The sequence below is a fragment of the Vibrio sp. T20 genome (genome assembly GCF_007858795.1).
In the GTDB taxonomy this organism is placed as follows: domain Bacteria; phylum Pseudomonadota; class Gammaproteobacteria; order Enterobacterales; family Vibrionaceae; genus Vibrio; species Vibrio satsumensis.
The window spans coordinates 167,477-192,997 of the sequence record NZ_VFEB01000138.1 but is presented as its reverse complement, the minus strand read 5'-3'; the positions used below and the strand labels follow the sequence as shown (position 1 = coordinate 192,997).

Below are 25,521 nucleotides of genomic sequence, written 5' to 3'. Positions count from 1 at the left end.
CAGGATGATCATTGGCGTACCTAAGGAAATCAAGAACCACGAATACCGCGTTGGTATGACCCCAGCTAGCGTGAGAGAACTAATCTCACACGGCCACCAAGTTTTTGTAGAAACCAATGCCGGTACTGGTATCGGTTTTTCAGACGATGATTACATCGCTGTAGGCGCATCCATTCTTCCTACTGCTGCTGACGTTTTCGCGAAAGCAGAGATGATTGTAAAGGTTAAAGAACCTCAAGCTGTCGAGCGAGCTATGCTTCGCGAAGGGCAAATATTATTTACCTATTTACACCTTGCACCAGATTTTCCACAAACTGAAGAGCTTATCAAGAGCAAAGCTGTCTGCGTAGCCTATGAGACTGTAACAGATAATATGGGTCGCTTGCCACTATTAGCACCAATGTCTGAAGTAGCTGGTCGTATGTCTATTCAAGCAGGTGCACAAACATTAGAGAAATCTAACGGTGGTTGTGGTCTTCTTCTTGGTGGCGTTCCAGGTGTTGAACCAGCAAAAGTTGTTGTTGTTGGCGGTGGTGTTGTAGGTGCTAACGCAGCACGTATGGCTGTTGGCCTTCGCGCTGATGTTACAATTCTTGACCGTAACGTAGATACTCTTCGTCGTCTTGATGAAGAATTCCAAGGTCGCGCAAAAGTGGTTTATTCTACTGAAGACGCTATCGAGAAGCATGTTCTAGAAGCAGACCTAGTGATTGGTGCAGTACTAATCCCTGGTGCAGCAGCGCCTAAACTGGTTACAAAAGAGCACATCGCTAAGATGAAGCCAGGTTCAGCTGTTGTTGACGTTGCAATCGACCAAGGCGGTTGTTTCGAGACATCTCACGCAACCACTCATGCAGACCCAACTTACATTGTTGATGACGTAGTTCACTACTGTGTTGCAAACATGCCAGGTGCTGTAGCGCGTACTTCAACTTACGCACTAAACAATGCAACACTTCCTTACATTGTTAAGTTAGCGAACAAAGGCTACCGCGAAGCACTTCTGTCTGATGAAGGCTTCCTAGAAGGTCTAAACGTCATTCACGGTAAAGTAACTTGTAAAGAAGTTGCAGAGAGCTTTGACCTTGAATACGTAGATCCAGCTGAAGCAATCGCAATGTTTAACTAATGATGTAGTGGTTAACTGAACGTAATAATTTTCTCGTTGAAGCGTTCAGTTGATTAATACACATTAAACAAAAAGCCAGTACGACATTATGTCGCGCTGGCTTTTTTGCGTTTATGACTTTATTTGTATCTATAGCTTTATTTTGCATTAATGGATTTAGGTCGAAAAAACACGTAATAGTACGGTTTACCACTAGTGCTCGATTTTAATCCCATGAATCAATAGGTTTCTTGGCGTAATACTGCGTTCGCAGAACTCTTCAATCGAGGCTTCATAACCTTGCTCTTTTAGATAGATAGCGCGATCTAAAGCTAGCCATACCTCTAAAGGTCTTCTAAAGACTTGTTGAACCAAACTCAGCTTTTCCATTTCCCAGAAAAGCACTTCGCCTTGAACCAAATAAGAGTCAAAATCGATATCTGAACCAAGCGACATCTCTTTCACATCAGATGCCCAGCGGCAGAATGATTCAAAACCCTCAGCTAACTCTGATTTTTTGATGCTCGGTACAGGAATGTATTCTTCAATATGAAGTTCAGCCTTAAGTAACTGGCTGAAGCCTAGACGATAGCTCATCTCTAGTTGGCGATGTCTCTTTACTCTTTCACCACCAGTTACGGTTTCTTGAAGCGGGATTCTTAAGTCGCTCTTACTTAACGTTAATGCTGATCTTTTCGCGACAGAAGACATCGCTTGGTAGTTTTCGCTTCGAATAAGATGATAACAACAAGGGGAAATCGTGACCGCGGGTAGCCCATGTGACACTGACTTTTTAACCAGCTCAACATGAAGATCGCCACAAGCATGAAGGGCTACGGCATGTTGGTTTGAGTTAAATACGTCATCGGCATCGTCAGAAAACGCATCACCTTGAACAAAGTTCATCTCTAATTTCTGGTCATCCGCAATCTTTTGTCCGCTTTCGCATAACGATTGCTGCCATTCAAAGCTAGTGACTTTTTGATCAGATTGTTGAGATAGAATTCGACCAAGAAAGCCTTTACCAGAACACCACTCGAGCCACTCTTTGCCATGGTGATGATCTAATACAGCCTCGCCCATCGCGATAACTTGATATAGCTTTCGGCCAGGAATACCCTCAGCAGTACCACGAGGGAGGTCTAAACCAACCAAAGCTGTGTTATCGAACTGGATATTCTGAGTGGCAGTATCTAATTCAGGGAGGAAGCGAGTCAGTTCCTCAACCAAAAGCTTGGGCTGCTCTTTTAAAGTTTGAATGCTTTCATTATTTAAGCTTTCTAACCAATCAACGAGTGGACGATTGACCTCTTTCCACGGCTGCTGTTGAGTTTGGCATAGGTGAAAAGGCTCTGAACGCCAGTAAATCTGGTGCTCTAGCAAAAATGAATCGAGTATTTTAAATCGTGAATGCATGCTTCCCCCTATGATGCGTGGATTGTAGGGGGAAGAGGTCAAAATGGAAAGGGGCGATAACGAGAACTAAAACGAAAGCTAAAGCCCAAAAGAAAAACGGCCTGCAAATACAGGCCGAATAAAAATCTAGATTTACACGATGAGATTAACGAACAGGTAGCTCAATATCTTTAAACATCTCTTCGATCTCTTCATTCGATTTCAAAGAAATAGCTTGCTCAACCACTGGGCGAGTTAGGTGCGGCGCAAAACGCTCCATAAAGTCAAACATGTAAGAACGCAGGAAGGTACCTTTTCTAAAGCCAATGCTGGTTGTGCTTGCACCAAATAGATGGCTCGCATCAATCGCAACCAAGTCAGTATCTTGCTCGTGGTCAATCGCCATACTTGCGATGACACCAACACCAATGCCCATACGAACGTAGGTTTTGATGACGTCTGCATCGGTTGCGGTAAACACAACGCGCGGTGTTAGACCAACTTTGTTGAACGCCGTATCAAGCTCAGAACGTCCAGTGAAACCAAATACGTAGGTCACTAGGGAATAAGCCGCAAGATCTTCAATCGTGATATTGCGCTTCTGTGCCAGAGGGTGATCTTTGGTCACGACGATCGAACGGTTCCAGTGATAACAAGGCAGCATAATTGCGTCTTGGTATAGGTGCAGCGCTTCCGTTGCAATCGCAAAATTCGCTGTCCCCTTAGCGACTGCTTCTGACATTTGGCTTGGTGTGCCTTGGTGCATGTGAAGCGATACTTTTGGATAGCGCGCCGTGAAACCTTTAATCACATCAGGCAGTGCATAACGAGCTTGAGTATGAGTGGTTGAGATATTCAACGTGCCCATCTCGGGATGAGTGTGCTCGCCGGCTACGGCTTTAATACTTTCAACACGAGCCAAAATCTCTTGAGAGATACGAATGATATCTTCACCCGCTTGGGTAACCTGTGTTAAATGCTTACCACTACGCTCGAAAATCTGAATACCTAGCTCATCTTCAAGTAATCTAACTTGCTTACTAATGCCAGGCTGAGATGTATACAAACTCTCTGCTGTCGCTGAAACATTTAGGTTATGGTTTACAACCTCAACAATGTACTTCAGTTGCTGTAACTTCATATCTAACCTCGTAATCCTTTACTCATTTCTGTGCTAACTTATTTGCAAAGAGAGCGTGATAGTCTCGTGTAATATAATTATTAGTTATAACGCTTCGAGCACAGAAATGACAGAAAAATTGAATTTTTATAGCTTAACAAACAAAAACATCACTAACGCTTTGCAACCAAGTCCTCATTCTCATACATTAGTTGGTAAATTTTGATTGCCGATTTCGCTCAACAAGAGATAATCAGAAATTGCAATTTACGAGTGCCGATACACAATGGAATCGTGTATCCTCTCTAGTTAGCTATAGAAAACAATAAGCAGACACAAATATATGAATATTGGTTTAATAATCGCCTTAGTAGCCGTTCTTTTGGTGTTGGTTTTAGGCTACAACATCATGCTTCAATACAAAGTTAAGGTAGAAACAGCGAAGAAACAGGAAGCATCTCGTTATCTAACCATTATTGACGGAACAGAAGAGCTGATTGGCAATGCTCACCATATGCCGTTTAGCCAAGATCTTCTTATATGCTTAAACAATCGAATTCTTGATGCATTAGAAAACATGTATCAACTCGATCCAAAAAATAAGCAGCTTGCCCAACGCATTGAAAGCGTAAAACAACAGATCACGCAACTTAAAGAGAACTACCAAGGTGGTGAAAGCACTACTTTCCGCGTGCCAAGCAGTGACAAGCAAGCAATCATGATGCTTAAGCTAGTTAAGCGCCTACGTGACACGGTACGTAACGAGCACAATAAAGGCCGCTTCGAGACTCAAGCTTATGTGGTTGAAAACGCTCGTCTAGAGACGATTCAAATTCGCATCAACATCGAAAATGTTATCAAGCGTGCAAACGACTCGATTTCTCGCGGACAACCAGGAACGGCAATTCAGTTACTGCGTAAAGGTATTGACGCACTAGCCACCAAGAACGATTCATATTCAACTCAAGCAAAAGAAAAGCTTCAGCAGATGCTTAACGAGCTTGATCAGAAGCGCCAAGATAAAAACGCGCAAGATTTACAACAGATCGAATCTAAAGAGCGTGATGACGACATGGATGCCCTCTTTGGTCAGAAGAAGAAATGGTAACAGTCTAACTCAACACTTAAAGGCCGCCTTATTTACACAAATAGGCGGCCTTTTTTGTGCCTGTCGAATTTCCTTTCTCTGTATAGGGAGATCTCTTGAGCTGTGATAAAATCTCGCATTATCAACAAACTTGCCCTGACCATGTATCAAGAATTATTAGATCCAATCCACTCTTTTCTTAAAGCTGAAACGCCAGATTCATGGATCGATGAAGCCAAAAAGCCTGAAAATCTGCACATCATTCTGCGCGACCACATGCTTTGTGAACTTAAGGCGGCACAGAGTGCTTTGTTCCTTATCCGCAAGTACGCCGTTGATAAAGAAAGTGCAAAGCAACTGAATGAATGGATTTTGCCATACGAGCAATTTGCTTACCGTCGTATCGGAGACTTAGAGTCTCTGCGTGGTAAAAGCAACGTATCCAAGCAAATCACAGCGAAAGAAGGCTGTAATTACGGTGCTGACCTGATCGATAAGATGGTACTACTGATCAAAGAAGAGCTGCATCACTTCTACCAAGTCATGGAGTTGATGGAGAAGAAAGGCGTGACTTACCAACCGATCGAGGCGGGTCGTTATGCTAAAGGCTTGATCAAACAAGTTAAGACTTACGAACCTGATGCTTTAGTTGATAAGCTTATCATCGGCGCGTTTATTGAAGCACGCTCTTGTGAACGTTTTGCAAAACTGGCCCCTTTCTTAGAAGAAGACATGGAGAAGTTTTACGTATCCCTACTTCGTTCAGAAGCTCGTCACTACCAAGATTACCTTGAGTTAGCAGAGCAAATCGCAGGTAAAGATATCTCGGAACGTATCGCCCACTTCGCTCAAGTAGAAGCGGATCTGATCACCTCAGACGACAGCGACTTTAAATTCCACAGTGGCGCACCAGTATAATCCGCTAAGAAAGCACGCTCCAATCCAAACAAAGAAGGCTAGCTATTTGCTGGCCTTCTTATTTGTTTCGCGCTAGCTATAAGAGAGAGTTAAGCTAGCGTGCCGTTGATCTCAGCAAGCACAGCTGCAGGGTCTACAGCTTGAGTAATTGGACGACCGATAACCAAGTAGTCAGAACCTGATTCAATCGCTTTAGAAGGCGTCATGATGCGCTTCTGATCACCAACATCAGCGCCAACAGGGCGGATACCTGGAGTCACTAGTTTAAACTCCTGACCAAGCGCACCTTTCAATAAAGAAGCTTCTTGTGCTGAACACACCACACCGTCGAGACCAGAGTTTTTTGTAAGAGAAGCTAAACGCATCACTTGTTGCTGTGGTTCTAGATCCAACCCGATACCCGCTAGATCCGATTGCTCCATGCTCGTCAGTACTGTTACGCCAATCAGCAATGGACGATCTTTACCGTAAGGCTCCAAAATTTCGCGAGAAGCCGTCATCATGCGCTCACCGCCACTTGCGTGTACATTTACCATCCATACGCCTAGTTCAGCGGCTGCACGAACGGCTTTTGAACATGTGTTCGGGATATCGTGGAACTTTAGGTCCAAGAATACTGAAAAACCACGCTTGTGTAATTCACGAACAAACTCAGGACCAAACAGGGTGAACATCTCTTTACCCACTTTAAGGCGGCAAGATGCTGGGTCAATACGATCAACAAAGGCTAACGCATCCGCTTGGTTGTCATAATCCAAGGCTACAATGATTTTTTGGTCGTTCATTTCATCTCCTAACGCAGTTAACTTTCTTAAAAAATATCTATCTACCCTTGCAGGCGATATGTAACAGTCATAAAAATGCAGCCCGAAAGCTGCAATTAATAATTTGGTCTTTTAATGACCACAAATCTATTCACCATCCAACCCACGAATAGGCTTGATCGTTCCCCACCCCTTACATGAAGGGCAGTGCCAATACATTGAGTGTGTTGAGAATCCACACTGACGACAACGATAATGAGGCTTAACCTTAAGCTGTTCACCAACCATAGATTGAAGCGTAGTTAAACTTTCTTTTGCTCGACCTTCTTCGGCTTCTGCTAGGTGATAATCGATTAATCGATAAAAACCTTTCATAGTTGGGTTTTTGACAAGCTGCTTGGTCAGTAACTCTTGAGCAGAACCAATGTCTTCATGATGCGCGACCAACTGAGCAAGCATCAATTCAGCGGATACACCGGCTTTATTCTGGATACACGCTTTAAGGAACTCGACCAGTAGCGCTTCTTGCCCAAGTTTGTGGTAACACTCAGCAAGGGTTGGCAACACCTCACTAATAAAATCGATATCTTGTTCGAGTACCGACTCCAGACAATCAATTGTCTTTTGGTAATCTTCATTCGCTAAGTGGAACTTACCTAAAGCAATACTGGCACGGACACATTTAGGGTCTTCAGAAAGCGCCTTCTTGAAGTGCTGAAGTGCTTTTGAGCGATTGCCATCAGCTTGTTCCTGCATCGCAAGTTCACACCAAAAATGCGCTACTGTCGCACGCATCTTCATTTTCTTCTTACCAAGCTTAACGAGGATATTTCCGTAATGGATAGCCTTATTCCACTCTCGAGTTTGCTGATAAATAGCAACTAACTGCTGCAAAGCACCCTCTTTGTGGTCGGGTTCTTCTACAAGCTGTTCAAAGATTTTTTCGGCGCGATCAAGAAAACCAGAGACCATGTAGTCTTTAGCTAATTGTTGCAGTGCGAGATTTTTCTGGTCGAGAGTAAGCCCCGAACGGGAGATAAGATTTTGGTGAATACGAATAGCGCGGTCGACTTCGCCTCTTGAGCGGAACAAGTTGCCCAAAGCCAAATGAGTATCAATAGTTTCATTGTCTACTTGAAGTAGTTCAATGAAGTGATCAACCGCTTTGTCAGATTGGTCTGACAGTAATAGGTTCAAACCCGTCACGTATTGACGGGAGATCTGGTGTGATTGCTTTTGTTTTTCTTGCTGAGCATTACGATTACCCATATACCAACCATAAGCGGCTGCGATGGGCAAAAGTAAGAACAGTAACTCTAACATCAAATATAGCCTTTAAGCTTTAGTATCAGCAGCGACCTGCTTTGATTGCTTATTGAGTTGCTTCTTCAAGCGATGAATTTTTAGCTGAGACCGCATGTGCATATTGCCAAAGACTAACCAAGCAAGGCCGAAGCCTGAAACGAACACAACGCCTAGTAAACTTGATAGATGGAAGTCACCTTGCGCTAGCAGATAGTTGAAATTCACAGTTGTTTGGTTTTGAGAGCCTAAAGCCAGTGCAATTAGGAAAAGTGCGATAACGGCGACTATTTTTATAATTTTCATAGTTCATCACTCATTGGTTAGTTAGCTGTACGATTATGCAGGAAAATTACTAATCAGACCACCATATTATGGTCATAAAAAAGCGGCATACATTATAGTATGCCGCTTTTCTTAATTCCGATAAGTAGGCTACAGTCCTGAGTTTACTCGTTCACGTAGCTCTTTACCTGGTTTAAAGTGAGGAACGTATTTGCCTTCCAACTCAACCTTGTCACCAGTTTTAGGATTACGTCCAACACGAGGCTCACGGTAATGCAGAGAAAAGCTGCCAAAGCCGCGAATTTCGATTCGATCACCACTTTCTAGTGTTGAAGCCATGTGCTCTAAAATGTCTTTTACAGCGTCTTCAATTTCTTTTGCAGAAAGATGCGTTTGCTCAGCGCATAGTCTTTCAATCAATTCAGACTTAGTCATAGTTACCCTCGTTGGTTTTCTTTTTAGAAATTATAGACCTATCGGAAAAATAAGCAAAAAAAAAGGAGCCTTACGGCTCCTTTCTTGGCTAGATAGCTATAATTCTCTTAATGAGAAGCTATTATTCGCCTTTAGCAGCTTTGAATGCGTCTGCCATTGCGTTACCGAACGCGCCTTCTTCAGACTTGTTCAGTGAAGCCATTGCTTCTTGCTCATCAGCTTCATCTTTAGCTTTGATAGATAGGTTGATTACGCGGTTCTTACGGTCTACACCAGTGAACTTCGCTTCAACGCTGTCGCCAACGCTTAGGATTAGAGATGCATCTTCGATACGGTCGCGAGAAACTTCAGAAGCGCGGATGTAACCTTCAACGCCTTCGATTAGCTCGATAGTAGCGCCTTTCGCGTCAACTGCAGTAACAGTACCGTTTACAAGAACACCTTTCTTGTTGTCAGCAACGTATGCGTTGAACGGGTCGTTTTCCATTTGCTTAACGCCAAGAGAAATACGCTCACGCTCTGCATCTACTGCTAGAACAACAGCAGAGATTTCGTCGCCTTTCTTGTATTCACGTACAGCTTCTTCGCCTGCAGCGTTCCAAGAAATGTCAGATAGGTGTACTAGACCGTCGATACCGCCTTCTAGACCGATGAAGATACCAAAGTCAGTGATAGACTTGATCTTACCAGTAACTTTGTCGCCCTTAGCTTGCATTTCTGCAAATGACTGCCATGGGTTAGCTTTACACTGTTTCAGACCTAGAGAGATACGACGACGCTCTTCGTCGATATCAAGAACCATAACCTCAACTTCGTCGCCAACATTAACAACTTTAGAAGGGTGGATGTTCTTGTTAGTCCAATCCATTTCAGAAACGTGTACTAGACCTTCAACGCCTTCTTCGATTTCAACGAAGCAGCCGTAGTCAGTTAGGTTTGTAACACGACCAGAAAGCTTGTGACCTTCTGGGTAACGCTTAGCGATTGCTACCCATGGATCTTCGCCTAGTTGCTTAAGACCTAGTGAAACACGAGTGCGCTCACGATCGAACTTAAGAACTTTAACTAGGATTTCGTCACCAACGTTAACGATCTCTGATGGGTGCTTAACGCGCTTCCAAGCCATATCTGTGATATGTAGAAGACCGTCAACACCGCCAAGGTCAACGAATGCACCGTAGTCAGTAAGGTTCTTAACGATACCTTTAACTTCAGTACCTTCTTGTAGAGTTTCAAGAAGTTCGTCACGCTCAACACTGTTTTCAGATTCGATAACAGCACGACGAGAAACAACAACGTTGTTACGCTTCTGGTCTAGCTTGATTACTTTGAACTCTAGCTCTTTGTTTTCTAGGTGAGCAGTGTCACGGATAGGACGTACGTCTACTAGAGAACCTGGAAGGAAAGCACGGATACCGTTAAGTTCAACAGTGAAACCGCCTTTAACTTTACCGTTGATGATACCAACAACAGTTTCAGCTTCTTCGCAAGCTTTCTCAAGTACGATCCAAGCTTCGTGACGCTTAGCTTTCTCACGAGAAAGTTGAGTCTCACCGAAACCATCTTCAACAGCGTCTAGAGCTACGTCTACTTCAGCACCAACTTCAACTTCAAGTTCGCCAGCAGCGTTCTTGAATTGTTCAGCAGGGATAGCAGATTCAGACTTAAGACCAGCGTCTACAAGAACGAAACCGTTCTCGATAGCTACTACAGTACCTTTAACGATGCTGCCTTGTTGGAATTCAGTTTCAGATAGAAACTCTTCAAAGAGTTGAGCAAAAGATTCAGTCATTATTTAATCTTCAATAATTAAACGTCCATGGGTATCCTACCGCATGGGGTTGATAAATTCGCCGGTCATCATCCTTGCGACCAACGTTCGTACTAGCTCGGCGAAATTACCCAGCCAGTTTCGATTCAATATAGTGTAGTGCTTTTTCTACTACCTGCTCAATATTCATTGAGGTGGAGTCAAGCACTAGAGCATCCTCTGCAGGGCGAAGTGGCGCCACTGGGCGATTACGATCTCGATCATCTCGCTCTTGGATCTCGCTCAAAAGGTCGTCAAATTTAACATCTAACCCCTTCTGTTGCAACTGTTTAAGGCGGCGACTCGCACGCTCTTCAGCACTTGCATCTAAAAATATTTTCGCTTCAGCTTCAGGAAACACAACCGTTCCCATGTCACGGCCATCTGCAACCAAACCAGGCGCGGCGCTGAATGCACGTTGACGACGAAGCAGTGCTTCACGAACGCGAGGTAAAGCAGCAACTTTTGAAGCCGCCATGCCCGTCTCTTCTTTACGAAGTTCACCAGACACATCTTCACCTTCTAGTATAACCTTAACTAAGTCGCCTTCAGCAATAAACTGCACGTCTAAGTGTGTAGCAAGCGGTACTAAAGCATCTTCTGATTCAGTATCCACACCATGGTGAATTGCCGCTAAAGCCAATACGCGATAGATCGCGCCTGAGTCTAGAAGATGAAAGCCTAGCTTATCTGCTAGCAACATACACAGGGTACCTTTACCTGCACCACTTGGTCCATCAACCGTAATCACTGGGCTTTGAGAAGGCATCTTTTACTCCACGTTTTGTCGTAAGTTTTATTCTGTACTAGCGATTCGCCACTACTTTATAGGCGGCATATTATAGAGAAAAATTGAAAGTCGAGCGAGGTAAATCTCAGATAATTCCGTGTTGATGATGCATAAACCAATGCAACCGACTCAATATCCGTTTGCTTAGGTCAATCAGACACGCATCCGCTTTTCGATAGCGTACTTTTCGATAGATAGAAAAAAGCCTCGCAACAAGCAAGGCTCATGATTTTGCATTTTTGTAGAGCAAAGAAGTAGTCGCTCAAAGAAGCTTAGCCAATAATAGCTCGAACCGCTTCAAGGTCTTCAGGCGTATCAACACCAGCAGCTGGTGCTTCAGCCGCAACATCTACATGGATTTTTTCACCGTACCAAAGCACTCGTAATTGCTCTAGGCACTCAATACGCTCAAGAGTACTTGGTTCCCAGTTGATGTAGGTATTGATGAAACCCGCTCGATAAGCATAGATACCAATATGACGCAGCAAAGGAGATTCCGCTGCAGTACCGTTGTTCGCGTAAGCATCGCGATCCCAAGGGATGGTTGCTCGGCTGAAATACAAGGCATAACCGTCTTTATCGGTTACAACTTTAACGGCGTTAGGGTTAAACACTTCATCAGCATGAGTGATTTCCACACCTAACGTTGCCATCGGAGCAGTACTGTTCGCAAGATTGTTCGCAACCTGATTAATGATCGCAGGTGGGATAAGTGGCTCATCACCCTGAACATTCACGATTATATGATCATCAGGAATATTCATAACTTCAATCACTTCAGCTAGGCGCTCAGTGCCTGACTCATGATTCGGTGATGTCATACAAACGGTCGCACCAAATGCTTTAGCCGCTTTTTCAACTCGAGCGTCGTCGGTAGCGATAATAACGTTATCGGCACCCGCCTTCATTGACTGTTCGTATACCCATTGAATCATCGGCTTGCCACCAATGTCAGCAAGTGGCTTTCCTGGTAAACGGCTCGATTGATATCTTGCAGGTATAACAACCGTATAAGACATTACTTACCCTCATCCATAGAAACGGTGCGAGCTTCAGGTTCTAAAAGAACAGGAATACCCTCTTTAATTGGGTAAGCAAGGCGATCAATTTTACAAACAAGCTCTTGCTTATCCTTGTCAAAAGTTAGTTTACCTTTACATACAGGGCAAGCAACGATCTCAAGTAGACGGTGATCCATAGTATTCCATAACCTCTTTTATTCTTTTTAAAATTTGCTGTTGCGAACCTTCATCAAACTGCGCAGAAACTGGAAGATACCACCAGTTGTCTTGAGCATATTCCTCGCATTTTACAGCGTCTTTTTCTGTCATAATCAGATTCATGCCTTTCTTAGCTAAGGCATGAAGTTCATCTTTATCAAAATCTTGGTGGTCGGCGAAGCCCTGTGTGAAAACCACATCACCATCAAGATCGTTTAATGTTTTAAAAAAGCGTGGCGGATGACCTATTCCAGCAAAAGCCACAAGCTTCTGCAGTTCTGCTACCGATATTTTCTGACCAGTTTTTAGATTCACAGCTTGGCTTGGTTGCAAAGACATTGAAAACTCTCGCCCTTGCTCCTTTCCGCCATTATTAATCAAGAAATCTACATCATCCAAACGTGATACTGGCTCTCGTAATGGACCGAGTGGAATCAAACACTCATTACCAAAACGTCTTGCACCATCGATAACTGAAAATTCAATGTCACGTTCAAGCGCATAATGCTGGAGACCATCATCAGTGATGATGACATTAACACCTTCACTCAACAAAGCCTTTACTGCATTCGCCCGTACAGGGTCAACCGCAACAGGACAACCAGTTCGCTTTCGAATCAAACGAGGTTCATCACCCGAATATTCGGCTGGTGTATTTTCATCTAGTACGAGTGGGTAGCTTGGCGCTTTAGCTCCATAACCTCGCGACACCACACCTGGTTTAAAGCCGTTGGCTTGCAACATCTCAACCAACCAAATCACAACTGGTGTTTTACCATTACCACCAGCGGTAATATTACCAACAACAATTACTGGCAATGGTGGACGGTAGGTTTCTTTCTTCCCCGATAGATAAGCGTCACGACGTTGACCGCTGATCATTTTGAACAGCAGACTCAGTGGCCACAATAGCGGCCAGAGAAGATATTTCAAAGGGTGATTGTTAAACCAAATCTTTTCGATCACAACAAGACCTAATCTTATCCACTGAATTGAATTCGGTGTAACTGCGCATAAGCGCCATCATGTGCGATTAGTTCTGCGTGCGCGCCTCTTTCTACAATTTGGCCATCATCAACCACTAAGATCTCATCGGCTTGCTCGATAGTAGATAAACGGTGAGCAATCACCAATACAGTCTTATCTTTTTGTAGTTCTTCCAATGCAGACTGAATCGCTCTCTCTGATTCTGTATCCAATGCAGACGTCGCCTCATCAAGAATCAGCACAGGTGCATCTCTTAATAGAGCGCGTGCAATCGCAATACGCTGTCTTTGACCACCAGAAAGGCTTGCGCCATTTTCACCAACAACGGTATCGATGCCATTTTCCATGCCTTCGATAAACTCACTCGCATGAGCAAGCTTGGCTGCGTGTTCAATCTGTTCGCGAGTATATTGCTCTTCTGCGGCATACGCGATGTTGTTCGCGACCGTATCGTTAAACAGGTGAACATTTTGAGAAACAAGAGCAAAGTGCTCACGCAGGTTTCTCAATTCGTAATCACGAATGTCGTGGCCATCAAGCTCAATTGAACCTGAGTCTACGTCATAGAAACGAGTAAACAGGTTAGCGATGGTACTCTTGCCCGAACCTGAACGGCCGACAAGTGCGACTGTCTTACCTTTCGGAATATTGAAACTCACCTTATCAAGTGCTGGTTTCTCTGCACCATCATAAGTAAACGTCACATCTTTTACTGCAACTTCACCGGTTACGGTTTCAGGTTTCAACGTGCCTTTGTTTTGTTCTGTATCTAGATCCATCAAACCAAATAGCGTGGTACTTGCTGCCATACCGCGTTGGAATTCAGACGTTACGTTAGTTAGCGCTTTTAGTGGACGCAACAAACCAAACATTGCAGAGAACACAACAGTGAATGTACCCGGCGTTAGTTCTGCTTTGATAGAGTCGACACTCGCCAAGAAAAGAACCACCACAATCGCAACCGAAGCGATCATTTGAATGATCGGGTTAGCAGCGGCTTGAGCGGTGATTAACTTCATGCTTTGTTGGCGCATCTGGTTACTTACTTTGTCAAAGCGGTGTTTTTCTAGATCCTGACCACCGTAAGTAAGAACCACCTTGTGGCCTTTTAACATTTGTTCCGCAGAAGAAGCAACGTGGCCCATGCTAGTTTGCATGTTTTTAGAAATCTTTCTAAATCGCTTCGATACAATGCTGATCGCCCACGCAACAAGAGGAGCAACCGCAAATAGAACCAAAGACAACTGCCAGCTGTTCCAGAACATCAATGTTAGCAAGCCAATAATGCTTGCACCTTCACGCACAATGCTGACTAGCGCTTTACTCGTCGCGGCAGACACTTGCTCAGAATCGTAAGTAATTCGAGATAGCAGCGCACCTGTCTGTTCTTTATCGAAGAAAGAAACAGGCATGTGCATGAAATGACTGAAAATTTTGCGACGAATTTCCATAACCACATTGCCAGAAACCCAGCTCAAGCAATAGGTTGAGACGAAACCACTGACACCACGAATGAACATCATGGCAAAGATAATGATTGGAAGCGTGCGTAAAAAGTCAGATTCAGCATTACCAAAGCCTTCATCAAGTAACGGCTTTAGTAAGGAAATCATATAAGTATCAGAGACGGCATTTATAATAAGCGCAATAACCGCAACACCAAGGCCGGCCTTATATAGTCGAATATAAGTCCAAAGTCTTTTAAATGTGACCCAGGTAGTTTCATCTGTTTGTGTTGACATAGAATCGCTTAATTTTCTCACAATAATCTATCTATTCTACTCCCTTACGAAGCATCTGCCTATACCACTGCCTGCCTTGTTGTTCTCTAATCGTATGATATTGCCAACCTTCTTCACTAAGAGTGATGGTTATTTGTCCACTTTCTCCAGTATCAAGCCAGGTACTCCCTGCTTCCTGATAACGTCCCACAACAGATCTGCTCGGCATTCCCCACTGATTGCCTTTGGCCAAAGAAGCTATCGCTAGCTGAGGTGACACGGCCTCAATAAACGGTTTAATCGACGACGAGTCACTACCATGATGCGGAACAAGCATTACATCACTCCTGAGCTGCTCACCTTCACGAGCTAGTAACCACTCACTTACCAGTTCAATATCACCAGTGAGTAACATCGAAAACTCTAAACTGGGTGCCGAGAGCCTGACCACACACGAATGTGGGTTATACGCCCTCTTCACTTGTTTGGGAGGCCACAACACCTCAAAAACAAGATCTTGCCAGGTCCATACTTCTCCTAAAATACATGCTTGAATATTAGACGACTCTTGAATCGTAGATTGTCCTTGTTGACTGATATTCTGACTAGCTCTAACCCACTTAGGGTTGTAATTTTCAAGTAACGCCGGATAGCCACCAGCGTGGTCAGAATCGAAATGACTCACAATCACCCCCTCCAACTCATTAATTCCCCTCTGATTCAAAGTAGGAATCAACAAGGATTCGACAACCGAACCTTCTGGCCATGCATTACCAAGATCGTAAACAATGACTTGATTGTTCTTTTCCAATACCAAAGACAACCCATGTCCGACATCTAATATATCTATGGTTAATTTTCCTTGCTGGGGTTTGCCGAATTCCCACCACAGCACAAACACTGCAATGACCAATATCGATACTGTTGTCTTGAGATATCGACTAACAAAACTCAAAAACAAAATAAGGAATACAGATAGCGCAATCACATGATTATCGACTTGAATCCAAAATGGCTCAGAGAAAGGAAGGCTAAATACGAGAGGCTCAAGCGACAAGTCGACCAACTTCCACAGCTGACTAACCAAACCATTGTCTAGCGCTGTTATACCAACCAAGCCAGACACTGACTCCGATATTAAGCTGAGAAACATTGCCAAAAACAACAGCGGGATCGTCACCATCGATATCCAAGGCAAAAGGAGTAAATTGTAGAAAACAGAGACTAAGCTAACTCCGCTAAAGAACAGCATCGAAAACGGTGTGATCAGGAATGTCAGTATTAGCTGAATCTTGAAGAGCTGTAGTGCTCGGTCGATAAATGTTGAGTTTGAATAGGATGGCTGACTATTCAACGCAATATAAAGAACGGCGCCCAACGCGCCAAATGACAACCAAAAGCTGCTCGACAATGCTGAAAATGGCCAAATCAGCAGAACCACGCACAAGCTTAAACCAACATATCGGAGCAAACTGATATTTTGTCCACGCCATAAAAAGTAACTTGCGATGACACACATCACCAAAGCTCTTAATGTAGGTAGCGTGAATCCAGCAAACCAACTATAGAAATAGGCTAAACCGAGCCCGAATATTGTGGGTAACCAAAGAAATGAAGGTGACAGTAACCTGAATATCTTTCCGACCTGATAACCGATACCAAAGGCAATCCCAATATGGAGCCCCGAGATAGCCATCAAGTGGATCAAGCCACTACTTTTAAGCAAATCCCAACGCTGAGGATTAATTAGAGCTCGATAGCCAAAACTTAAAGCCATAATGAGGTCTTTGTTTTCTAGCTGGCTTAACCTTCCAAGGCTGGTTTCAAACCATTGAGATCGCAAGCTCGTGCTAGAGTGAATCCGATATTTGGTATCGGCTCTGTAAGTTGCATTGGCAACCACGCCGGAACTAAACAAGTACTTTTCTAGATCAAAGCCCGCTTCATTGAGTTTGCCCCATACCGGCTTTATGGACGCAGATAAGTAGACGTCATCTCCAAGCGTTAACTTAAAAGGAGTAAATAATCGTAATTTTATCAATTGAGGAAAGATTAATTTTTCGCCGCCAATTGATCTGGCTACTATTACACTTTCAAAACCGTGGCTATTTTCACTAAAAAGGCTAACAACCGAAGCATTTATGGTAGTATTCTGCCCGGATTGAAATAATCGACTTGTCTGTATTTCAATTGTATTCCCAAGGCAAATAACTAGTATCAATGCTGTTACTGGACCTCTTGCACTCCGGAAAACGCTATACTTTGTTGATGCCATAAGTAACAAAAGCATCAATGATGCCCAAACCCAATGTGGCATCACAGGCCAAAAGCTGGCAGACACAACTGTCGCAGCAAATGAAATCAAGAACCAAGTGTTAAACAAGAGAGTAGCTTCCTCCTATGCCAAGAAAGTTTATCAAACGATTTATGCCTGACCATGAGCTAATCAAGCGTCAGAAAGCATTGAGAGTTTTTGGCAATGTTTTGTACAACCCCAACTTATGGTGCCTTAATCGTCGCTCTGCGGCCGGCGCGTTCGCTGTTGGGTTATTCATGGCGTTTGTCCCTCTACCAAGCCAAATGATTATGTCTGCAGGCCTTGCTGTCGCATGTGGCGTTAACCTACCTTTGGCTGTCGCTCTTGTTTGGATCAGTAACCCAGTTACCATGCCCGTTCTCTTCTACTTTGCTTATAAAGTTGGGGCGTTTGTTATGCATGTGCCACCTCAAGCTTTTCATTTCGAACTGTCTTGGGACTTCATCTTGGCGCAAATGAGCACCATCGGGCCTCCATTCCTGCTAGGGTGTATGATTTGTGGCGTGGCTTCAGCGATGATTGGCTACTTTGGTATCCGCGGCTTATGGCGCTATTCAGTAGTAAGAAGTTGGAAGAAACGACAAGCAAGGTACTGAACAACTTTTCCTTGTTATCCAATCTATCCTTGTATGTGCCTTACTTAAAACACACACAAGTTAAAGTCAGATGAACAACAGAACTCTGCAATATTGGTATGTAACGAAAGTCGTAAAGAACACGAATTGAATTCAATAAAAAAGGATCCCATCAGGGATCCTTTTTTGTTTACGCCGTTTATATATCGCGAATAATTACAGGGCGTATTACTTAGACCATGGCTTCGAGCATTACTTTGAACTAAGCACCGAGGCTGGGTTTAACTTCGCCGCTCGTGATGCTGGGTACCATGTTGCCAGCAAGCTCAACACAATCGCAGTTCCTGAAACGACAATTACATCCATCATATTCAGTTGTGATGGCAAGAAGTCGACAAAGTAGATATCACCGGATAAGAACTGATGATCGACCAACTTTTCAAGCCCTTTGATAAGTGTCGTGAGATTAAGCGCGACTAACACACCTATTGCACTGCCCACCAAACTACCTAACACGCCTGAGAATACGCCCTGCCAAACGAAAATGCGTTTCACAAGGCCGTCCGATGCGCCCATGGTTCTTAATATTGCGATCTCTGATGCTCTGTCTTTTACTGCCATCATTAGCGTCGAGACAATATTGAAACAAGCCACACCAATAACCAATACCATCACTAGATACATGATAGTACGAACCAACTGGATATCTCGGTACAAGAAACCAAACTTCTGTTGCCAACTACGTAAGTACACGTACACATCAAGCTGGTTACCAACTTCACGCACAATCGAGTTTGCGTTCAGCACATCGGTCACTTTTAAAGAAACCCCTGTCACTGCCTCGCCTAGGTTTGCGTAAACTTGAGCATCACCAATAGGGATGAGAGCCAAGCTGTGATCTATCTGTCCGTTAAGCGTCAGTAAGCCAACCACTTTCACTCGAACACGTTTTGGCGCCTGGACCTTCACAGAACCATTCACCGTTGGAATCATCAAAGTCAGATAATCACCGACTTTCGCACCCAACACATTAGCTACACCAGAACCCAAGATAATTTGCTGTTGCCCGGCCTTAAACTCGCTCCAAGCTTGCTTATCAATAAAGCTCGATAAACTCGAGACTTGTTGCTCAAGTTGTGGGTCAACGCCTCGAACTTCGATCGCTTTCAGCTCTTTGCCCTTTTCTGCAAGCGCAGTAATTTTTACATAAGGCGCCGCAGCAATGACTTTATCGTGCTTTACCGACTCCTCAATAACATGTTCCCAACGAGTCACAGGCTTATTCACACCTTCAAACTCACCGTGAGGAATGACAGAAAGTACTCGCGATTCAAGCTCTCGTTCAAAACCATTCATGGCAGATAAACCGATAATGATCACGGCTACGCCAACCGCAATACCAATCGTCGAAGACAAAGAGATAAACGACACCATTTTGTCTCGTTGTTTCGCTCGGCTAAAGCGACCGCCTATCAATAAAGATAAAGAAGAAAACACTTAGCTCTCCTCTTTTTCTACGTTGACCAGTAAACCGTCTTGCATGTGAAGTTGGCGGTCCATTTTTCCAGCCAGCTCACCATCATGAGTGACCACCAAAAAAGCAGTATCGTACTCACGGTTCAGTTCGCGCATTAAGTCGTAAATAGAAAGTGCGGTGTTGTGATCGAGGTTACCGGTTGGCTCATCCGCCAAAACCAAAGCAGGCTTATTCACCAATGCACGAGCAATCGCCACTCGTTGTCTCTCACCACCAGAAAGTTCTGAAGGTCGGTGGTCGACACGATGACTCAATCCAACCTTATCAAGCAAACGCTGCGCTTCTTGTTTTGCTTTAGCTGGCTTTTCACCACCAATCAACAACGGCATTGCTACATTTTCTAACGCTGAAAAATCAGAAAGAAGGTGATGGAATTGATAAACAAAGCCAAGATGCTGGTTGCGAAGCTTGGCCTGCTTATTCGAACTCAAAGATGCTAAGTCCTGACCAAGAAAGCTCACCCTGCCCGCAGAAGCGTCGTCTAATGCGCCTAAGATATGCAGCAAGGTACTTTTGCCCGAGCCAGAGGTACCGATGATTGCTACTAGCTCACCCTTTTCGATTTCAAAGCTGACTCCCTTGAGCACCTCAGTATCTAACGAACCTTCACGGTACGTTTTACGGATATCATTACATTGAAGAAAATTACTCATAACGGAGGGCCTCAGCAGGTTTCACAGACGATGCACGATAAGAAGGGAATACAGTGGCAATCAGGCTAAGTGCAATAGCCAAAACCACAACAACAGCGATTTGAATCGGATTAATCAAAATTGGTAGCTGGCCACCAAATGAGAACAGAGCAACCCCCATCGCCTCTAAAATAGTATTCAAGTTCATGGCTAATACAACGCCTAACACGCCACCCGATAGCGCGCCAATCACGCCGCTACTTGCACCTTGAACCATAAAGATCCCCATCACTTGACCATCGGTCATGCCTTGGGTCTTAAGAATCGCGACTTCAGATTGCTTCTCCATCACCACCATGATAAGCGCGGAAATAATATTGAAAGCAGCAACACCGATAATAAGCCCAAGCATTAAGCCCATCATGTTTTTTTCCATACGAACGGCTTGGAATAGCTCACCACGTTGGTCTCGCCAATCACTCCACAACCAACCTTCAGGTAATGGTTGAGTCGATAACTCCGCGACTTCAAACGGGTCTTCAAAAAACAGTCTCCAGCCTGAAATAGTGTCTGATTTGTAGCGCATCAAACGCCCAGCATCTTTAATATCGGTCACCATCAATTGAGCATCGATATCAGAGCCCGTATTGAAAATACCAGCAACGGTGAAATTTCGTTGGCTTGGAATACGTCCGAGCGGTGTGTATTGGCTAGCGCTGGTCACCATCAGGCGAACTTTATCCCCCATAGATACCTTTAGGTTTCTCGCCAAGGTATGACCGAGGAACAACTGGTATTGCCCCGCTTTAAGTGAAGACAATCGACCTGCAATTAGATGGTCTTGAAGAGGGTCATCAGAATTAGGTTCAATACCGATTAACAGCCCTGCAGATAACTGGGCAGGACTTTGAATTACCGCCTCACTGCGGACAATCGGTTCAACGTGGCCATTAAGCGAGATTTGCTCTGCAAAATTAGGCGCTTGAGCAGAAAGAGAGGTGGTACCGCCCTGTTCATAAACCACCGCTTGAGGAAGAACACCAAGAATTCGGTCTTTTAACTGCGCTTCGAATCCATTCATTACCGATAAAACAGTAACCAAAGACAAAACGCCAATGGTGATACCTGCCGTCGACATATAAGAAACAAAACGGCTAAAGCGATCACCTGAACGGCCTTTCAAATAACGTAGGCCAACAAACAACGAAATAGGATGAAACATACTTTGAACCATCTAAAAGGGATGCGGGTTAATGTAACGGGTATTGCTGTTACTGTGTAGGGGGTAATTGAAAATATAGAGTGAATTAACTCAATTAGTTAGGCTTGAAAAACAGAACCTTGTCAAATAGCCAAATTTCAAACAACTATTTGAGACTTTCAATTAACTGACCTTGATTACTGCGGCCACATAGCGATAATCAATAGATCACTTCAAGGAACTAACGCATGACAGAACAAGAGTTTTTCACCGTTCACCACAGCCTTACCGCGAATATTGAACCAATGGACAGCGGCTTCAGTTTACCTTCTCAAATTCAATTCGAATCTGAGATCCCAGCCCCGTTTGTAGTGGCAAGTGAATTTAGCCAATTGGATCTGCTAGCTGACAGTGCTCGTGCTGAACTGAAAAACAGCGACTTGAAGAATGTCACCAGTTTATTGGATGCACAGAACTCCAAATTAAACCTGCTGTTGAGCTTTATGTTATCGCAGCAAGATGATGAGAAGTTTCGAACTCACACCTACTCCTTCGGTGCGAGCCAATTTTCCTGTTTTTCTAAGACAGACATCGAGCCGGGTCGCTTAGTAAAAGCTAAGCTGTTCTTGGAGCATCCTGCCGCAGCGATTTACTGCTACGCGGAAGTGTTTGCAACCCAGCCTAAAGATTCAGGTTTCGAAATTAACTTCAAATACGCTCATCTTCGCGATACCGACCAAGACCTGCTGATCAAAGCGGCGCTTCATCAACAACAGAAACTTTTGCGTCAACGCTCTCTAGACCGAGATAACAAGTAAATTAACATGACCAAACAATCTATTTTTACCCTACCAACCCTCAAAGGAGCCGGTGACAAAAAGCACATTGGTAACCTTGTTGGTTCGTCTCTCGCTCTTGCTATCGCTAAACTCGCAGAGCAACACAACAGTCATACTGTACTTGCTGTGCCAGATCCACAAATCGCACTCAAGCTGCAATCTGAAATTGAACAGTTTACGGCGAGTGAAGTTGCACTATTCCCAGACTGGGAAACTTTGCCTTACGACAGCTTCTCACCACACCAAGAGATCATTTCTGATCGTATCGCGCGCCTTTATGCCTTGCCGACCTTAAAAGACGGCATCACGATCGTGCCGATCAGCACGCTACTCCAGCGCCAATCACCACGTGACTTCTTGCTACAGCACACTCTAATGGTGAAAACTGGTGATCTTTACTCACTAGAGAAACTGCGCCTGCAGCTTGAAAAATCTGGCTATCGTTACGTTGATCAGGTATTTGGCCCGGGCGAGTACGCAAGCCGAGGTTCGATTCTTGACCTGTTCCCGATGGGCAGTAAAGACCCATATCGTATCGACTTCTTCGATGATGAGATCGATACCATTCGTACCTTCGATCCTGAAAACCAACGTTCTATCGAAGATATCTCTGAGATCCGCCTGTTACCTGCTCACGAATTTCCAACCTCGGAAACGGCAATTGAAGATTTCCGTATTCGTTGGCGCCAACAGTTTGATGCCCGCCGCGAACCAGAATCGGTTTACATGCAGGTATCTAAAGGCACATGGCCGGCTGGTATTGAGTATTGGCAACCGCTATTCTTCGATCACACAGAAACGCTTTTTGACTATGTTGCCGATGAAGCGCAACTCTTGGTTCTTGGTGACGTAGAAACCGCTGTTGATTCGTTCCTTGCTGATGTCGCTCACCGATACGAGCAACGTGGCGTTGACCCACTACGACCACTACTGACACCTGAACAACTTTGGTTGAAAAAAGACGAGCTGTTCGCTCACTTCAAACAGAAGCCACAGGTCAACCTAAGCCTAGATTCGATTGAAGAGAAAGCAGGCCGCACTAACTTACCTGTCGTGTCATTACCTGACCTAAGCGTTCAGCATCAAAATAAAGAACCACTCGCAAACCTAAGAAAGTTCACAGAGGCCTTCGATGGCAAAGTGGTATTTTCGGTTGAATCAGAAGGTCGTCGTGAAGCATTGAGTGAACTGCTTCGTGGTATTAAAGTACGACCAAGCGAAGTTGAAAACCTCGATGCGGCCATTAAAGCGAAAGACAAGTTCAGCCTGATTCTCGGTTCCGCTGAACATGGTTTTATCCACGAAGAACAAAACATCACCCTTATCTGTGAAAGCGATCTATTAGGCGATCGTGTTATTCAACGCCGTAAGAAAGATAAGAAAAGCGTAAACAGCGATACTGTAATCCGTCACTTAGCGGAGCTTAAACCGGGTCAACCTGTTGTTCACATTGACCATGGTATTGGTCGCTACATCGGCCTGCAAACACTTGAAGCGGGTGGCATGAAAACCGAATACGTAACGCTTGAGTATCAAAATGATGCCAAGTTATACGTACCTGTTGCTTCTCTGAACTTAATCGGGCGCTACTCTGGCGGCGCTGAAGATTCTGCACCACTGCATAAGTTAGGTGGTGAAGCATGGCAGAAAGCTCGTAAGCGTGCCGCAGAGAAAGTCCGTGACGTTGCAGCCGAGCTGCTTGATGTTTACGCTAAACGTGAGCTTAAGCCTGGCTACAAGTTTGTATTGGATCGAGGCCAATACGCAACCTTCAAATCTGGCTTCCCTTTTGAAGAAACCGACGACCAAGCGATGGCAATCAATGCTGTTATGTCGGATATGTGCCAAGCAAAAGCCATGGATCGCTTAGTGTGTGGTGACGTTGGTTTTGGTAAAACCGAAGTCGCGATGCGCGCGGCATTCGTATGTACCGACAACAGCAAACAAGTGGCTGTGTTAGTACCAACGACGCTACTTGCTCAGCAACACTTTGAAAACTTCCGAGACCGTTTCGCGAACCAACCGATACGTGTCGAAGTTCTGTCGCGATTTAAATCAGCTAAAGAACAGAAATTGATCATGCAAGATGTCGCTGACGGTAAAGTCGATATCTTGGTGGGTACTCATAAGCTGCTTTCGAGTGAAATCAAATTCCAAGACCTTGGCTTGCTGGTTGTCGATGAGGAACACCGCTTTGGTGTACGTCAGAAAGAGAAAGTGAAAGCGATGCGTGCCGATGTGGATATCCTCACGCTAACCGCAACGCCTATCCCACGAACGCTGAATATGGCGATGAGTGGCATGCGTGATTTGTCTATCATCGCAACTCCACCAGCACGACGCTTGGCAATTAAAACCTTCGTTCGCGAGAGTGATGATGCGATCGTCAGAGAAGCGGTGCTGCGTGAAATTATGCGTGGTGGTCAGGTTTACTTCCTGCACAACCAAGTCGACACGATTGAGAAAACAGCAGAGTCACTACAGAAGCTGATTCCAGAAGCGCGCGTTACCGTGGCTCATGGCCAAATGCGAGAGCGCGAACTGGAACGCATCATGAATGACTTCTACCACCAGCGTTTTAACTTGCTAGTGTGTACAACCATCATCGAAACCGGTATCGACGTACCCACAGCCAATACCATCTTAATGGACAGAGCCGATAACCTTGGTTTAGCACAGTTGCACCAATTGCGTGGGCGTGTGGGGCGATCTCACCACCAAGCTTATGCCTACTTGCTAACACCTCCCCCGAAAGCAATGACAAAAGATGCCGTCAAGCGATTAGACGCGATAGCTTCACTTGAAGACTTAGGTGCAGGCTTTACGCTAGCAACCCATGACTTAGAGATTCGTGGTGCAGGTGAGCTGTTAGGCGATGAGCAAAGTGGTCAAATCCAGTCGGTTGGCTTCACCTTGTACATGGAAATGCTTGAACAAGCGGTTGAAGCATTGAAGGAAGGTCGAGAGCCATCACTTGATGACCTACTGCGTGAACAAACTGAAATTGAGATGCGCCTGCCTGCACTGTTGCCTGATGACTACATCCCAGACATCAATACACGTTTGTCTACCTATAAGCGTATTGCGAGTGTGAGTGACACCGACGAATTGGCCGAGTTGAAAGTCGAGCTGATTGATCGCTTCGGCCTTCTGCCTGATGCAACCAAGAACTTGTTGTCAGTTTCTGAGCTAAAATTAGCCGCGGCGTCAATCAAAGCGAAGAAAATTGAAGCGCACGATAAGGGTGGATTCTTAGAATTCTACCCAGATGCTGACATAAACCCGGCCTACCTTGTTAAACTGTTGCAATCTCAACCGCAAAAGTTTTCAATGGAAGGACCAACAAAGTTCAAGTTTACGATACCATTGGTCGACAGACGGAAACGAATTCAATTTGTTAGTGATTTATTGGGCGAATTCAAACAAAACTTGCTGCCTTCAGCATAAGACCCAATCCACTGCACATATAAATTATCCG

General features: G+C 44.5%; 22 protein-coding genes. 6 read left to right on the top strand and 16 right to left on the bottom strand.

Annotated features, from left to right (window positions below; all coding sequences use genetic code 11):
- The first annotated feature begins 4 nt into the window (after positions 1-4).
- Positions 5-1,129 (top strand): alanine dehydrogenase, encoded by a 1,125-nt coding sequence (gene ald, locus FTW16_RS16340; RefSeq protein ID WP_017060246.1) that lies wholly within the window; start codon positions 5-7, stop codon positions 1,127-1,129.
- Positions 1,130-1,321: 192 nt separating this feature from the next.
- On the opposite strand, the gene FTW16_RS16335 is transcribed toward ald, so the two are convergent.
- Both FTW16_RS16335 and cysB read right to left on the bottom strand, forming a co-directional pair.
- Positions 1,322-2,524, bottom strand: coding sequence for a methyltransferase (locus FTW16_RS16335; protein ID WP_146491843.1), 1,203 nt, complete (start codon positions 2,522-2,524; stop codon positions 1,322-1,324).
- 145 nt (positions 2,525-2,669) lie between these two features.
- Positions 2,670-3,644, bottom strand: a complete 975-nt coding sequence (gene cysB / locus FTW16_RS16330; protein WP_017060244.1) for an HTH-type transcriptional regulator CysB — start codon at positions 3,642-3,644, stop codon at positions 2,670-2,672.
- A 322-nt stretch (positions 3,645-3,966) separates the two neighbouring features.
- On the opposite strand from cysB, the gene FTW16_RS16325 reads away from it, so the two are divergent.
- Together FTW16_RS16325 and miaE are read left to right on the top strand one after the other, a co-directional pair.
- Positions 3,967-4,731, top strand: coding sequence for a DNA repair protein (locus FTW16_RS16325; RefSeq protein ID WP_146491842.1), 765 nt, complete (start codon positions 3,967-3,969; stop codon positions 4,729-4,731).
- A 102-nt stretch (positions 4,732-4,833) separates the two neighbouring features.
- Positions 4,834-5,628, top strand: a complete 795-nt coding sequence (miaE, locus tag FTW16_RS16320) for a tRNA isopentenyl-2-thiomethyl-A-37 hydroxylase MiaE (protein ID WP_315897547.1) — start codon at positions 4,834-4,836, stop codon at positions 5,626-5,628.
- An 89-nt stretch (positions 5,629-5,717) separates the two neighbouring features.
- Here miaE and pyrF read toward each other — a convergent pair whose 3' ends face one another.
- The 11 genes from pyrF to FTW16_RS16265 form a co-directional block, all read right to left on the bottom strand.
- Positions 5,718-6,413, bottom strand: coding sequence for an orotidine-5'-phosphate decarboxylase (gene pyrF, locus FTW16_RS16315; RefSeq protein ID WP_061031782.1), 696 nt, complete (start codon positions 6,411-6,413; stop codon positions 5,718-5,720).
- 126 nt (positions 6,414-6,539) lie between these two features.
- Entirely contained in the window at positions 6,540-7,715 is a 1,176-nt protein-coding gene (lapB, locus tag FTW16_RS16310; protein WP_060982844.1) for a lipopolysaccharide assembly protein LapB, read from the bottom strand.
- Between the two features lie 12 nt (positions 7,716-7,727).
- A complete protein-coding gene (locus FTW16_RS16305; protein WP_010439925.1) occupies positions 7,728-8,000 on the bottom strand; it encodes a LapA family protein in 273 nt (90 codons plus the stop codon).
- Between the two features lie 129 nt (positions 8,001-8,129).
- On the bottom strand, positions 8,130-8,414 hold the full coding sequence (gene ihfB, locus FTW16_RS16300) for an integration host factor subunit beta (protein WP_010439923.1): 285 nt from the start codon (positions 8,412-8,414) through the stop codon (positions 8,130-8,132).
- A 121-nt stretch (positions 8,415-8,535) separates the two neighbouring features.
- Positions 8,536-10,206, bottom strand: coding sequence for a 30S ribosomal protein S1 (gene rpsA, locus FTW16_RS16295; protein ID WP_010439921.1), 1,671 nt, complete (start codon positions 10,204-10,206; stop codon positions 8,536-8,538).
- Positions 10,207-10,312: 106 nt separating this feature from the next.
- Positions 10,313-10,993, bottom strand: a complete 681-nt coding sequence (gene cmk / locus FTW16_RS16290; protein WP_017060237.1) for a (d)CMP kinase — start codon at positions 10,991-10,993, stop codon at positions 10,313-10,315.
- 293 nt (positions 10,994-11,286) lie between these two features.
- Positions 11,287-12,033 carry a 3-deoxy-manno-octulosonate cytidylyltransferase gene (kdsB, locus tag FTW16_RS16285; protein WP_146491841.1) on the bottom strand — a complete coding sequence of 249 codons (747 nt, stop codon included), beginning with the start codon at positions 12,031-12,033 and terminating at the stop codon, positions 11,287-11,289.
- Complete coding sequence (locus FTW16_RS16280) at positions 12,033-12,212, bottom strand: Trm112 family protein (RefSeq protein ID WP_004736429.1); 180 nt, start codon at positions 12,210-12,212, stop codon at positions 12,033-12,035. The genes kdsB and FTW16_RS16280 overlap by 1 nt, the downstream gene beginning before the upstream one ends.
- Positions 12,193-13,200 (bottom strand): tetraacyldisaccharide 4'-kinase, encoded by a 1,008-nt coding sequence (gene lpxK / locus FTW16_RS16275; protein ID WP_146491840.1) that lies wholly within the window; start codon positions 13,198-13,200, stop codon positions 12,193-12,195. The genes FTW16_RS16280 and lpxK overlap by 20 nt, the downstream gene beginning before the upstream one ends.
- Before the next feature lie 14 nt (positions 13,201-13,214).
- Entirely contained in the window at positions 13,215-14,963 is a 1,749-nt protein-coding gene (gene msbA / locus FTW16_RS16270; RefSeq protein ID WP_146491839.1) for a lipid A ABC transporter ATP-binding protein/permease MsbA, read from the bottom strand.
- 31 nt (positions 14,964-14,994) lie between these two features.
- A complete protein-coding gene (locus FTW16_RS16265; protein ID WP_146491838.1) occupies positions 14,995-17,325 on the bottom strand; it encodes a DNA internalization-related competence protein ComEC/Rec2 in 2,331 nt (776 codons plus the stop codon).
- A 17-nt stretch (positions 17,326-17,342) separates the two neighbouring features.
- Here FTW16_RS16265 and FTW16_RS16260 point away from each other — a divergent pair, with 17 nt between their 5' ends.
- Positions 17,343-17,855, top strand: coding sequence for a DUF2062 domain-containing protein (locus tag FTW16_RS16260; RefSeq protein WP_060982848.1), 513 nt, complete (start codon positions 17,343-17,345; stop codon positions 17,853-17,855).
- A gap of 231 nt (positions 17,856-18,086) precedes the next feature.
- On the opposite strand, the gene lolE is transcribed toward FTW16_RS16260, so the two are convergent.
- Genes lolE through lolC form a run of 3 tightly spaced genes read right to left on the bottom strand, consistent with a single transcriptional unit; the run spans position 18,087 to position 21,225 of the window.
- Positions 18,087-19,331, bottom strand: coding sequence for a lipoprotein-releasing ABC transporter permease subunit LolE (lolE, locus tag FTW16_RS16255; RefSeq protein ID WP_061018948.1), 1,245 nt, complete (start codon positions 19,329-19,331; stop codon positions 18,087-18,089).
- Positions 19,332-20,024: a lipoprotein-releasing ABC transporter ATP-binding protein LolD gene (gene lolD, locus FTW16_RS16250; protein WP_146491837.1), complete on the bottom strand. Its 693-nt coding sequence runs from the start codon at positions 20,022-20,024 to the stop codon at positions 19,332-19,334.
- Positions 20,017-21,225: a lipoprotein-releasing ABC transporter permease subunit LolC gene (gene lolC, locus FTW16_RS16245; RefSeq protein WP_186728083.1), complete on the bottom strand. Its 1,209-nt coding sequence runs from the start codon at positions 21,223-21,225 to the stop codon at positions 20,017-20,019. Before lolC ends, lolD begins: the two co-directional genes overlap by 8 nt.
- A gap of 227 nt (positions 21,226-21,452) precedes the next feature.
- Here lolC and FTW16_RS16240 point away from each other — a divergent pair, with 227 nt between their 5' ends.
- Entirely contained in the window at positions 21,453-22,022 is a 570-nt protein-coding gene (locus tag FTW16_RS16240) for a PilZ domain-containing protein (RefSeq protein ID WP_146491835.1), read from the top strand.
- Positions 22,023-22,028: 6 nt separating this feature from the next.
- On the top strand, positions 22,029-25,490 hold the full coding sequence (gene mfd, locus FTW16_RS16235; RefSeq protein WP_146491834.1) for a transcription-repair coupling factor: 3,462 nt from the start codon (positions 22,029-22,031) through the stop codon (positions 25,488-25,490).
- Positions 25,491-25,521: the final 31 nt, after the last annotated feature.